We start from the raw sequence: 11,779 nt of genomic DNA, 5'->3' as shown, positions 1-11,779 counted from the left end.
TGACACAAGGCAGCTTCATCGCATGACCTATCTTGAGTATAACATCAAAACCGTCCCCTCCGGCTGGCGCAAGATCCTGCACCTGAACTGGGCGCTGGTGTTGCTGCTGTCCGCTGTCGCGGGGATCGGCTTTTTGATGTTGTTCTCGGTTGCGGGTGGCTCGTGGACCCCATGGGCAGAACCGCAGATGAAACGCTACGCTCTGGGGCTGACCGTCATGATATTGGTCGGTCTGGTGCCGATCTGGTTCTGGCGCAACATGTCGCTGGTCTTCTACGCGCTTGCCTTTGTGCTGCTGATCCTTGTGGAGCTGGTCGGCACCGTCGGCATGGGGGCGCAACGCTGGATCGACCTCGGGTTTATGCGCCTGCAACCCTCCGAGCTGATGAAAATCGCATTGGTCGTGCTACTGGCCGCCTATTACGACTGGCTGCCCATGTCCAAAACCTCCCGCCCAATCTGGGTGGCTGTACCCGTTATCATCATCCTTGCCCCAACCGCACTGGTCCTGTCCCAACCCGATCTGGGCACCGCCCTTCTGCTCATGATCGCAGGCGGGCTGATGATGTTTCTCGCAGGCGTGCATTGGGCCTATTTCGCCACCGTCATCGGCGCAGGCGTCGGCGCCATCTGGGCTGTGTTCGAATCCCGCGGCACGGACTGGCAGCTGCTCAAGGACTACCAGTTCCGCCGGATCGACACTTTCCTCGATCCCTCCTCCGACCCCTTGGGCGCAGGCTACCACATCACCCAGGCCAAGATCGCAATGGGCTCGGGGGGCTGGACCGGCCGTGGCTTCATGCAAGGGACACAAAGCCGTCTGAATTTCCTGCCAGAGAAACACACCGACTTCATCTTCAACACGCTGGCCGAAGAATTCGGCTTCGTCGGTGGCGTCTCCCTGCTGATCCTCTACGTCCTTGTTCTCGTCTTCTGTATCGCCGCTGCCCTGCAAAACCGCGATCGCTTTTCCTCGCTTCTTATCCTCGGCATCGGGCTGACGTTCTTTTTGTTCTACGCGGTAAACATGTCCATGGTCATGGGGCTGGCGCCGGTGGTTGGCGTGCCGCTTCCGCTTGTCTCTTACGGGGGCTCCGCAATGCTGGTGCTGATGCTCGCCTTCGGCCTAGTCCAAAGCGCCCATGTCCACCGCCCGCGCTAACCGCTTGCCATTCACGCGCGCCACTGCTTTTCCTTGGGTCAAATACCTAGACCACAGCTGCCCCACCTCCTGACCCAAGCGGAGCCCACATGCCCAACATCCTGTTCGCAGCCCCCGCCGAGACATGGCAGGAATACGAACCACTCCTGACCACCGCGTTGTCAGAACAAGGCATCCAAGCGACCTTGGCCACTGATCTTCCCCCGGAGCAGGTGGATTACATCATATACACCCCCAATGCGGAGTTGCAGGATTTCTCGCCTTTCACGCGGCTCAAGGCTGTCATGAACCTATGGGCCGGGGTGGAACGCATCATCAACAACCCGACCCTGAACGTCCCGCTGACCCGCATGGTGGACGAGGCTGGCCTGTCCCAGGGAATGGTGGAATGGGTCACCGGCCATGTGCTGCGCCACCACCTCGGGATGGACGCGCATATCGTCAATCCGGACCGCATCTGGGACGACACCCCTCCGCCCCTTTCCAAGGACCGGCCCATTGCGATGCTGGGCACCGGCGCCTTGGGACAGGCCTGCGCAAAGGCTCTGACCCAGTTGGGCTTTCCCGTCACAGGCTGGGGGCGCTCGCCCAAATCCCTCCCCTATCCAACCACCCACGGCCCCGACGGTCTGACCCAAGCGCTCACGAACGCCCAGATCGTCGTTTTGCTGTTGCCCGACACACCCGCCACGGAAAACACGCTGAATGCGCAGACCCTTTCCTTGCTTGCGCCCGGGGCTGTGATCGTGAACCCGGGACGCGGTCCACTCATCGATGACGCAGCACTGCTGGATGCGCTCGACACAGGCCGGGTCGGTCACGCCACGCTTGATGTTTTCCGCATCGAACCGCTGCCCGACGGCCATCCCTTCTGGAGCCATCCGAAAATCACCGTCACCCCGCATATTGCTTCTGCCACACGGGCGGACAGCGCCGCAGCGGTGGTGGCCGCAAATATCGCGCGGGCCGAACGCGGCGAGACACTCCACCACCTTGTAGACCGCAGCGCAGGCTACTAAACCGCCCGCAAACCAGACAGGAGCGCAGCCAGATGGCCTTTTCCCGCAACGTCAAAATCGCCCCATCCATTCTCTCGGCCGATTTTGCCGACTTCGGTCGTGAAATTCAGGCCGTCGAACGCGAAGGCGCCGACTGGATCCACGTGGATGTGATGGACGGACATTTTGTGCCGAACCTGACTTTTGGCCCCCCGGCGGTCAAAGCGTTCCGCAAGCATGTCAAAACCTTCATGGACGTGCATTTGATGATCTCCCCGGTCGACAGCTATATCGATGCCTATGCCGATGCCGGGGCCGATATGCTGACCGCCCATGTCGAGGCAGGCCCACACCCCCACCGCACGCTTCAGGCGATCAAGGCCGCAGGCATGCAGGCCGGGATCGCGCTGAACCCCGGCACCCCGGCCGAAGCTGTCCGGGATCTGTTGCCTTTGGCGGACATGGTGCTTGTGATGACGGTAAACCCCGGTTTCGGCGGACAGAAGTTCATCGATATGACGCAAAAGGTGCGCACGATCCGCGACTGGATCGGCGACCGTGAGATCCACATCCAGATCGACGGTGGCGTCACCCCCGAGACAGCTCCACTGGTGGTCGAGGCCGGCGCAGACGTACTGGTCGCAGGTTCCGCAGTCTTCAAAGGCGGCTCTGTCGACGCCCCACAAGCCTACGGTGACAACATGCGCGCAATCCGCGCCTCCGTGGCGTGACCACCCTCGCCTTTGATCTCGATGGCACGCTGATCGACAGCATGCCACACATTCACCACTGCGTCAGCGCAGGTCTGGCTGATCTGGGACTTCCGGGCATCACCCGCGCAGACACCCCACAGTTCGTAGGTCGCGGCCTGCCCACATTGTGCACACGTGTTCTGGCACATCTCGACGCCGACTCCACTTTGGCGCAGGACCTCTATGACCGCACCATGATCCACTACGTGGCGACGCCAAACAGCCCGGACAGCGTCTACCCCGGTGTGACAGCCGCGCTTCACAGGCTGACGCAGGCCGGCCACAGGCTGACGCTGTGCACCAACAAACCCCGCGCGGCGACCTTGACCGCGCTGCGCGACACCGGCCTGCACACATGGTTTGACCACATCCTCGCCGGTGACAGCCTGCCCACGCGCAAACCGGATCCCGCCATGCTGCGCGGCGCGCTCGATGGCTGCCCGGCAGATCAGGCGCTTTATATCGGTGACAGTGAAACCGATTGCGAAACCGCCCGCGCCGCCGGTGTGCGGTTCATCCTATTTACCGAAGGCTACCGCCAATCTCCGCCCGAGGCCCTGCCCCATGTCGCCAAATTCGCCGACTGGGCCGCCCTCCCCGCGATCATACAAGACCTAGCGTAGCCGCGATTGTCTGCTTTTTCTTGGTTAAAATACCTAAATACCGCCCTCACCTCCGGGCGGCCCCGGTCATGGGTCACGCCCCCCCGCCGCTGCGGTATTTGAACACACCCGTTCCCTTGGCCACAAGCTCGCCGGTCTCGTCCATGATGTGCCCCTCGGCAAAAAACGTGGACCGACCACCCCCGGTGCGCTGCCCCTGGCCAATCAGCAACACCCCCTTGGGGCGCGACAGGAACTGCACATTCAGGGACAGGGTCAGGCACAGCTGCACCTGCGCAGGATCGCCGGTCCAGCAGCCCGCATACCCCATGCAGGTATCGAGAGCCGAGGCATAGACCCCACCATGCACATTGGCATGCCGGTTCATCAGGTGATCTGCGACCGGCAGTTCGATCCGGCACATATCCTGCGACCATTCCACAACCCGCAGGCCCAGATGCGCCTGAAACGGATAGGGGTCTTCGCGCATTCGTTCATCCATAGCTGTCCCGTGCTCCCCAACCAAGATCTGCAAACAAGGGCACATAGGCCCCCAGCTTCAACCCTTTTTCGGGGTTGGCCGCATTGCCGTCCAGCGCCCGTTTCTTCACGCCTTGCAAAATCGCCGCCATGCGGAAGAACGCAAAGGCCACGTAAAAGCCAAAGTTCTCGGGCCGCGCGATCCCACGGGCCTGACAATAGGCGTCGATAAAATCGTCATCCGATGGCAGGCCCAGCGCCGCGCGATCCACACCGGCCAGACCGCGCCCCTCTGCGCCCGGCGGCAATTGCCATTGCATGATGACCCCGGCCAGATCGGCAAAGGGATGGCCCAGCGTCGACAGCTCCCAATCCAGAACGGCAACACAGTCGGCCGCATTCTCTGCGAACAGCATGTTGTCGATGCGGTAGTCGCCATGCACCAGCGTCTGCGGCGTATCATCGGCGGGCAGATGCGTCTCGAGCCAGCCGATCAGCCGGTCCATGCCTGGCTGTTCCTCCGTCGCAGAGGCACGATACTGCTTGGTCCAGCGCGCCAATTGACGGGCATAGTAATTACCGGACGCGCCATAGTCCCCCAGCCCCACCGCGCCGATATCGACAGAGTGGATCGCCGCCAGAACGCGGGCCATTTCGTGGATGATCTCGGTCCGCGCCTGTGGCGTCTCGTCCGGCAGGCTCGGGTCGACCAGATTGCGCCCGCCCACATGATCCATCACGTAAAACGACACGCCCAGCACGCTGTGATCCTCGCACAGGGCCAGCATGCGCGGCACCGGAACCGCCGTCCCTTCCAGCGCTTTTTGCACACGGTATTCACGATCAACCGCATGGGCCGAGGGCAACAGATCCCCCGAAGGCTGGCGGCGCAGCACATACAGCCCCGATTGCGCCCGCAAAAGATACGTCGGGTTTGACTGACCAACCGCAAATTTCTCGGCCACAAAGGGGCCTTTGATCTCCGGCAGGGTTTCGGCCAGCCATGCAGTCAAGCGGTGCAACTCGTCTTCAGTCATCTTTGTATTTCCTCAACTCTGCACGGGCCACCTGCCTGCGGTGTACCGCGTCCGGCCCATCGGCAAAGCGCAGCGTGCGCACGTGGGTCCACATATGCGCCAGATCGAAATCCTGACTGATCCCCGCTGCACCGTGCATCTGCATCGCCTCGTCGATGACTTTTCCCGCCATCAGCGGGGCCACCACCTTGATCTTGGAAATCCACGGCTGGGCTGCGCGCACACCGGCGGTGTCCATCATCCACGCGGCCTTCAGGCACAGCAGGCGCGCCATCTCGATCTCCATCCGCGCGTTGGCGATAACGTCGTAATTCGCGCCCAGCTCGGTGATTTTTTTGCCAAAGGCCTCACGGGATTGGCCGCGTTTGCACATCATCTGGAGGGCTTTTTCCGCCTGACCGATGGCACGCATGCAGTGATGGATACGACCCGGCCCCAGACGACCCTGCGCCACTTCAAAGCCGCGCCCCTCGCCCAAAACAACATTGTCCGCAGGGATGCGCACATTGGTAAACCGCAGATGCATATGCCCGTGGGGCGCATCGTCGGCACCGAACACTTTCATCGGGCGCAGCACCTCTATGCCGGGGGTGTCCGCGTCCATGACAAACATCGTATGGCGCGCGTGTTTTGCGGCCTGTGGGTCGGTGCAGGCCATCAGGATATAGAGCGCACAGCGCGGGTCCCCTGCCCCGCTGATCCACCATTTCTCACCATTAAGAACGTAGTGTTCCCCGTCACGGCGCGCCTCAAAGGCCAGTTGCGCCGCATCCGATGACGCGACATCGGGCTCTGTCATCACGTAGGCGGAGCGGATCTCCCCCTCCAGCAGACGTCCCAGCCAGCGCTCTTTCATCCAGTCCGCGCCGTAGCGTTCCAGCACCTCCATGTTGCCGGTATCGGGCGCGTTGCAGTTAAAGACCTCTGCCGCGATGGACACCTTGCCCATTTCCTCGGCCAAATAGGCGTATTCCACCGTGCTCAGCCCGTAGCCGCGGTCCGAATCCGTCAGCCAGAAGTTCCACAACCCCTTTGCGCGGGCGCTGCGTTTGAGACCATCAAGGATCTCAAGCTGGCGGTCCGTGTGGTGAAACCGCCCTTGCGGATGCTTGCCCACTTCGGCGTGGAATTCCGCATCCAGCGGCGCGATTTCCTGTTCGATCATGCGGCGCACGGCCTCGACCAGCGGTTTCACCCGCTCTGTCATTCCCAGATCCATGTCTTCCTCCCCAAGACAGGTCTGCCCCTATGGCGCGGATGGCCTAGGGCGCAGCCAGATAGAAACGTGTGATCCAATTGGCGGCCAGCGCAGGCCGGTCCGCCCCTTCGATCTCGATTTCGACATCCCAATGCACGTCAAGCCACGGCGCGCCGTCCTCTGCCTCGTCTACGCCAGCGATGGAAAACCGTCCTCGGACCCGCTGCCCCACCCTGACGGGCGAGACAAAGCGGATGCGGTCGAAACCGTAGTTTACCGAAGAGGCGATGCCCGACAGCCCATAAATCACCTGATAGGACATGGCCGACAGCATCGACAGGGTCAGAAACCCATGCGCGATTGTCCCGCCAAACGGCGTCTGCGCGGCCATCTCATCATCGAGATGAATGGGCTGCCAGTCCTCGGTGGCGTCGGCAAACGCGCGGACCCGCGCGGCGTCCAGCGTGAACCAGTCGCTTTCGCGCGGGGGCATGACGCGCAGATCATCAGCCAGCATCAGGCAGCTCGTATCCATCGAACCTTTGGCGCAGGGTCAGCTTTGACACCTTGCCGGTTGCTGTCAGGGGCAGTTCATCGACGAACTCCATCGCATCGGGAAGCTGCCATTTGGCGACATGCTCCAGCATCATGGCATGGATTTCGTCCAAGGTCGGGCCGCCGTCCCTTGGCACCACCACCAACAAAGGCCGTTCGTCCCATTTGGGATGTGGCACGGCGATCACGGCGCAGCTTGTGACCTTTGGATGGCCCATGGCGATGTTTTCCAGATCAATCGAAGAGATCCATTCGCCGCCCGATTTGATCAGATCCTTGGACCGGTCCTGAATGGACAAAAACCCGTCGCTGCTGATGCTGGCCACATCGCCGGTGCCAAACCAGCCATCGACATCAAAGGCTTTCTGAGACGCTGCGGGATTGTTGAAATAGCCCGAGATCACCGCATTGCCGCGTACGAACAGCTCGCCCACGGCTTTGCCGTCATGGGGCAAGGCATTGCCTGCCTCATCGTTGAGCTTCATTTCCACGCCAAAGACGCGGCGCCCTTGGGTCGATTTAAGCGTGATCCTGTCCGCAGGATCCAGATCGACGCCTGCGGGCACCTGTGCGTGCGTGCCGACCGGAGACATCTCTGTCATGCCCCAAGCGTGGCAGACATCCACGCCTTGCCCGTCGAAAAATTCGATCATTGACCGGGGTGCGGCAGAGCCACCGATCACAAGCTGGGACAGTTTGGCGGGCGGTTTGCCTTGGGCCTCCACCTCGGCACGCAGCCCCATCCAGACGGTGGGCACACCCCAAGAGGCGGTGACCTCCTCCGCCTCCATCAAGCTGAACAGCGACGGGCCGTCCAGCTTTGGCCCCGGCATCACCAGCGACGCCCCGACCAGCGGCGCGGCATAGGGCAGACCCCACGAGTTGACGTGGAACATCGGAACGACGGGCAGGATGCGGGCGCCCTCGTTGAGCGACTTTGGCAAGGTAACGGAAATAAACAACGCATGCAGAACCGTCGAGCGATGGGTATACAGCGCGCCCTTGGGGTGGCCCGTGGTGCCAGAGGTATAACACAGCGCAGCGGCGGCGTTTTCATCGACCAACGGCCAGTCGTATTGCTCAGGCTGGCCGTCCAGCAGGTCCTCGTAACAGATCAACGGCAGCGCACTGTCCGGCATATGCGCCGCGTCCGTCATCACCACGATCTGCAAGTCTTTGGGCAAGTGGTCGGCCAGCGCCTCGACCAACGGCACAAAGGTCAGATCGACGCAGAGCACCTTATCCTCGGCATGGCCGATGATATACAGCATCTGTTCCGCCGACAGACGCGGGTTGATGGTGTGGCACACGGCCCCCATCCCGCTGATGGCGTAATACAGCTCGAAATGGCGATAGCCGTTCCATGCAAGCGTCGCGACCCGCTTGGCCTCGCCCACACCAAGGCGCGCCAAACCATGCGCCAGTTGCGCGGTGCGGCGGAATGTCTGCGCATAGCTTTGGCGGTGAATGTCACCTTCGACCCTTTGGGATACGATTTCTGCCTTGGGGTGCGCGGTCGCGGCATAGTCGAGAATCTCTATGATCCTCAACGGCATCTGCATCATCATGCCTTGCATCTGGCCCTCCCTTTGCCGTCTGCTGTGGCCCCTACCCTGCGCAAGATGCGCGGTCGCGTGCAACTAGTTTTCACAACCTGCGCGCGCGACCCAACGGAAAGGAACCCCTGCATCACCAGCTAGGGCGATGGGGCAAGCTGCCTAGTCCGGCGCGTCTTCGCCCTGCATTTCCAAGGCCAAAGGCGCAGGCGTTCCGCCCAGATCATCAATCCGCAGCCCGTTGGTGGGTTTCGACAAACGATTGCGCACAACCCAATGCAGGCGCGATTGCGCGCGGGTGATCGCCACATAGGCCAGACGTTTCCAAAGCGGCTGCCCTGCCTCGATCCGGCCCATGCGCGCGGCCGTGTACAGATCCGGCGCAAAGACCTGAACGTCATCCCACTGCGACCCTTGCGCCTTGTGGATCGTCACCGCAGCGCCGTGCAGAAAGGTCGCCCCCATGCGCGCGGCATAGGGGATAAAGGGTTCTTCCTCGTCAGGTTTTTCGATTTTGACGATAGATGCGGCAGAGACCTGTGGCTCGATCGCGCCTACGACGTGCAGCTTGGAAAACCCCGGTTTGCGCCCCGGCCCGAGATAGATGACCTGCGCGCCTTTGATCAGTCCGCGCGCCTCCAGATCCAGCCGCTTCTTGCGGTGCTTGAGCGGCAATTCCAGACCATCGCAGATCAGCGGCTCGCCCGGCAGCAGACTGTCGAGTGGCGCGCCATGCACCTGCCGGAAAGCATTGAGCAAGCGGATGCGCGTCGCATTGCGCCAGACCAGAACGGGCGAGCGGGCCATCAGGTCCACCTCCACCCGTTGGGCGTAGACCACGCGGTCATCGCGGCGCGCCGCATCCTCGACCATGCGTTCGAAGTCCTCGAACCCCAACTGCGGGTCGGCCAAGGCATGCGCCAGATCAAGAATGGGGTTGTCCGCCTCCTGACGGTGGACCCGTTTCAGTTCCAGCTTGTGTTTGTCCGGAATGCCGTCAAACACCATCTTGCCCGACTGTCCGACCGGCGCAAGCTGGGCGGGGTCGCCAAACAGGATCAGGTTGGGAAAGATCTCTTGCAGGTCGTCGAATTGCTTTTCATCCAGCATCGAGGATTCATCGACAAACCCGATGTCCAGCGGTTCGTCCCGCCGTTTCCAGCCGGTGATGAAATCCGACCCGCGCAAGCCAGCCGCAGCCAAGGCCGCAGGGATCGATTTGTGTAACTCATAGGACGCCTGCGCCCGGGCCAGCGCCTCCTCGGACAGGTCGTCCAATTCCGGTGCATCGCCTTCGCCGGTCAACCAATCGGCCACCTTTTCGTATTCGGGGTCATACACAGGTTTGTAAATGATGCGGTGAATCGTGGTTGCAGGCACCCCGCGCATCCGCAGCACTGACGCGGCCTTGTTTGTCGGGGCCAGTACGGCCAAAGTCCGGCTGTCGGACGCCTTGCGGCTTTCGTAATCGCCCGACACGATCTCGACGCCATTGGCTTCCAACGCCTTGACCAGCTCTGACAACAGCATGGTTTTGCCCGATCCCGCCTTGCCCATCAGGGCCATGACGCGGGCGTCGCTTTCCTTGGCAGGCAGGCAGTAGCCCGCGTCCAGATCAACCCCCGCCGCCCGCAGCATTTCGCTGACGCGGTCGTGGGCTTCGGCTTGGTCTTCGGAGAAGGTGATCGCAGTGCTCGACATGGCGCGCACCCTACCTGCGTCGCAGGCCACGGGCCAGATGCGAAACGCGCCTTTGCGCGCGTTTCGCCATCCTGTCAGGCTGCGATGACAGCGGCCTCGTCGACAATCTCGCCAAAGGAGGTGTCGAACCAGAGCTTTGATTGTTCCGGCGACACGTTGGCCGTGCGGGCCACCATGGATTGCGCTTCGGGTGTGAACTCCCACAGGCCGACCGCGATCATGCTGCGCCCCTCGCCCTCTTGCCCCAGAATATCGGGCGACGACCCGATGCGCTTGTAGATACGCACCATCCGTGCGTCGAAAACGCCAACATAGTGGGCAATGCCGAATTCCTGCATCACCTCACCACCGGCAAGCATCAAGGCCGCCGCCACTCCGGGAGATGCCTTTCGTGACAGGCAAAAACGTGTGCATTCCCAGATCAGCGGGCTTTCGATCCGCACACCGTCGGTCAGGTGCACAAAGTGATCGTTTACCATCGTCCGGCCCACTGTCGGAAGCAGACGCATCGAGCCGCCATGCGTGCCGTCGCTGTTTTCCCAGATAACATACAGCGGATTCTCGTCGTCGTATTCGTCCCGCTCAAAGCCGCGTGCATCGACGGTAACGTCCCAATTCAGGCGGGTTTTGAACTGGTCGGCGCGGTCCAGAAACATGGTGCGCGCCAGCTTGGGAAATTTATGCAGGTCGTTGCCGTAGATATAGCGGATCATTTCAGTGTCCCTCACACGTTGGATCTTGTGCAAGAACCCTGCGATTTACGCGGTTAAACGTTTTCTGCGCGAGCGCGCGCCCCTGTAAGGTTTCGTTAACAAACCTTGTCCGACTTATACGACAATTACGCCCCGGCTGAGCGCGCGGGCCACGGCATGGGTTGTGTTCATAGCGCCCAGTTTGTGACGTGCGCTTTCCACATACACCCGCAACGTATGTTCCGAGATCGACAATGTGTCCGCCGCCTGCGCCCGGTTGTAGCCGATGGCAAGCAGGGTCATCGCCTCGATCTCGCGCGGGGACAGCGGCTGCGCGGGATCAGGGGTGCGGCCCGGCTCAAACTCCAGCGCCTTGGAGTTAAAGTAATGCGCCATCAGGATCAGGTCGCGGCGATTGTCCGAGGTAAAGCGCTCCCACTCATTATCGGAACAGTTGTGTGAAAGGCTGAACAGGGCAAACTGCCCGTTGGGGCCACGGATCGGAATGGAATAGCCCTGATTGCCGATGCCATGGGCAATGGCATCTTCAAGAAAAGCGCGCGCAGATTTGCTGGACCAATCCAGACGCTTCCAGTTCACGGGATGAAACCGCTGGTAACAGCCCTGAATCACCGGATCGATCCGCAGATACCCTTTCTCGACGTAGTGATTGACCCATTCAAGATCGTAGGTGCCGCATCCATATTGCTCGCCCGAGCTGTTCACCCAATGGTAGACAATATGGTCAACGCCGTATTCGTCCCGCAGCTCTTCAATAAGCTGTTGAAGATCCTCCAGCCCCTTGGCGGATTCCAGTCGCTCGATCAGCCCGTCCAGCTGCGGCGCGTTTCGTAAAAAGCCCAATCCCGTTGTCCTCGGCGAGGGACGTGATCTCGGCCTGAGCCACGAATGACGCATCGTCAAGCTGCGCGGCAAGGCCGGACATCCCGTTTGCACGCGCGAAGGTTTTCAGGTCGGTCAACACGTCCAAAATCCAGTCATGTCCCATGGCCAGCCTCATCTCCAAGTGGTTAACGATCCATTAA

General features: G+C 61.4%; 12 protein-coding genes. 4 read left to right on the top strand and 8 right to left on the bottom strand.

Features of this window, described 5'->3' with window-relative positions; genetic code table 11:
- Positions 1 to 22: 22 nt before the first annotated feature.
- From rodA to ACN5AZ_RS11820, 4 genes are all read left to right on the top strand, one after another.
- Positions 23 to 1,162, top strand: coding sequence for a rod shape-determining protein RodA (gene rodA, locus ACN5AZ_RS11835; protein WP_419429091.1), 1,140 nt, complete (start codon positions 23 to 25; stop codon positions 1,160 to 1,162).
- Positions 1,163 to 1,251: 89 nt separating this feature from the next.
- A complete protein-coding gene (locus tag ACN5AZ_RS11830) occupies positions 1,252 to 2,181 on the top strand; it encodes an NAD(P)-dependent oxidoreductase (RefSeq protein ID WP_419429090.1) in 930 nt (309 codons plus the stop codon).
- A gap of 32 nt (positions 2,182 to 2,213) precedes the next feature.
- Positions 2,214 to 2,891 carry a ribulose-phosphate 3-epimerase gene (gene rpe, locus ACN5AZ_RS11825; protein ID WP_419429089.1) on the top strand — a complete coding sequence of 226 codons (678 nt, stop codon included), beginning with the start codon at positions 2,214 to 2,216 and terminating at the stop codon, positions 2,889 to 2,891.
- Positions 2,888 to 3,535, top strand: coding sequence for an HAD-IA family hydrolase (locus ACN5AZ_RS11820; RefSeq protein ID WP_419429088.1), 648 nt, complete (start codon positions 2,888 to 2,890; stop codon positions 3,533 to 3,535). Before rpe ends, ACN5AZ_RS11820 begins: the two co-directional genes overlap by 4 nt.
- 73 nt (positions 3,536 to 3,608) lie before the next feature.
- Here ACN5AZ_RS11820 and ACN5AZ_RS11815 read toward each other — a convergent pair whose 3' ends face one another.
- The 8 genes from ACN5AZ_RS11815 to ACN5AZ_RS11780 all read right to left on the bottom strand — a co-directional run bounded on the left by ACN5AZ_RS11815 (position 3,609) and on the right by ACN5AZ_RS11780 (position 11,597).
- Positions 3,609 to 4,016, bottom strand: coding sequence for a PaaI family thioesterase (locus ACN5AZ_RS11815; RefSeq protein ID WP_419429087.1), 408 nt, complete (start codon positions 4,014 to 4,016; stop codon positions 3,609 to 3,611).
- The gene (locus ACN5AZ_RS11810) at positions 4,009 to 5,031 is read right to left on the bottom strand and encodes a phosphotransferase family protein (RefSeq protein WP_419429086.1); all 1,023 of its coding nucleotides are present in this window, start codon (positions 5,029 to 5,031) and stop codon (positions 4,009 to 4,011) included. The genes ACN5AZ_RS11815 and ACN5AZ_RS11810 overlap by 8 nt, the downstream gene beginning before the upstream one ends.
- Positions 5,024 to 6,250 carry an acyl-CoA dehydrogenase family protein gene (locus tag ACN5AZ_RS11805; protein ID WP_419429085.1) on the bottom strand — a complete coding sequence of 409 codons (1,227 nt, stop codon included), beginning with the start codon at positions 6,248 to 6,250 and terminating at the stop codon, positions 5,024 to 5,026. Before ACN5AZ_RS11805 ends, ACN5AZ_RS11810 begins: the two co-directional genes overlap by 8 nt.
- Before the next feature lie 43 nt (positions 6,251 to 6,293).
- The gene (locus ACN5AZ_RS11800) at positions 6,294 to 6,764 is read right to left on the bottom strand and encodes a MaoC family dehydratase (protein WP_419429084.1); all 471 of its coding nucleotides are present in this window, start codon (positions 6,762 to 6,764) and stop codon (positions 6,294 to 6,296) included.
- The gene (locus ACN5AZ_RS11795) at positions 6,736 to 8,361 is read right to left on the bottom strand and encodes a long-chain-fatty-acid--CoA ligase (RefSeq protein ID WP_419429083.1); all 1,626 of its coding nucleotides are present in this window, start codon (positions 8,359 to 8,361) and stop codon (positions 6,736 to 6,738) included. The genes ACN5AZ_RS11800 and ACN5AZ_RS11795 overlap by 29 nt, the downstream gene beginning before the upstream one ends.
- A 141-nt stretch (positions 8,362 to 8,502) precedes the next feature.
- Complete coding sequence (locus ACN5AZ_RS11790) at positions 8,503 to 10,041, bottom strand: ATP-dependent DNA helicase (RefSeq protein ID WP_419429082.1); 1,539 nt, start codon at positions 10,039 to 10,041, stop codon at positions 8,503 to 8,505.
- A 74-nt stretch (positions 10,042 to 10,115) separates the two neighbouring features.
- The gene (locus ACN5AZ_RS11785; RefSeq protein ID WP_419429081.1) at positions 10,116 to 10,754 is read right to left on the bottom strand and encodes an acyl-homoserine-lactone synthase; all 639 of its coding nucleotides are present in this window, start codon (positions 10,752 to 10,754) and stop codon (positions 10,116 to 10,118) included.
- Between the two features lie 114 nt (positions 10,755 to 10,868).
- Positions 10,869 to 11,597 (bottom strand): helix-turn-helix transcriptional regulator, encoded by a 729-nt coding sequence (locus ACN5AZ_RS11780; protein WP_419429080.1) that lies wholly within the window; start codon positions 11,595 to 11,597, stop codon positions 10,869 to 10,871.
- Positions 11,598 to 11,779 lie beyond the last annotated feature (182 nt).

The sequence above is a fragment of the Sagittula sp. SSi028 genome (assembly GCF_048553715.1).
GTDB lineage: Bacteria > Pseudomonadota > Alphaproteobacteria > Rhodobacterales > Rhodobacteraceae > Sagittula.
This window is presented reverse-complemented; position numbering and strand designations above follow the sequence as displayed.

Excerpts from the sequence above, each read along its gene's own strand:
- rodA (WP_419429091.1), top strand. The coding sequence starts at position 23 with ATGACCTATCTTGAGTATAACATCAAAACCGTCCCCTCCGGCTGGCGC.
- ACN5AZ_RS11830 (WP_419429090.1), top strand. The coding sequence starts at position 1,252 with ATGCCCAACATCCTGTTCGCAGCCCCCGCCGAGACATGGCAGGAATAC.
- rpe (WP_419429089.1), top strand. The coding sequence starts at position 2,214 with ATGGCCTTTTCCCGCAACGTCAAAATCGCCCCATCCATTCTCTCGGCC.
- ACN5AZ_RS11815 (WP_419429087.1), bottom strand. The coding sequence starts at position 4,016 with ATGGATGAACGAATGCGCGAAGACCCCTATCCGTTTCAGGCGCATCTG.
- ACN5AZ_RS11810 (WP_419429086.1), bottom strand. The coding sequence starts at position 5,031 with ATGACTGAAGACGAGTTGCACCGCTTGACTGCATGGCTGGCCGAAACC.
- ACN5AZ_RS11805 (WP_419429085.1), bottom strand. The coding sequence starts at position 6,250 with ATGGATCTGGGAATGACAGAGCGGGTGAAACCGCTGGTCGAGGCCGTG.
- ACN5AZ_RS11800 (WP_419429084.1), bottom strand. The coding sequence starts at position 6,764 with ATGGATACGAGCTGCCTGATGCTGGCTGATGATCTGCGCGTCATGCCC.
- ACN5AZ_RS11795 (WP_419429083.1), bottom strand. The coding sequence starts at position 8,361 with ATGCAAGGCATGATGATGCAGATGCCGTTGAGGATCATAGAGATTCTC.
- ACN5AZ_RS11790 (WP_419429082.1), bottom strand. The coding sequence starts at position 10,041 with ATGTCGAGCACTGCGATCACCTTCTCCGAAGACCAAGCCGAAGCCCAC.
- ACN5AZ_RS11785 (WP_419429081.1), bottom strand. The coding sequence starts at position 10,754 with ATGATCCGCTATATCTACGGCAACGACCTGCATAAATTTCCCAAGCTG.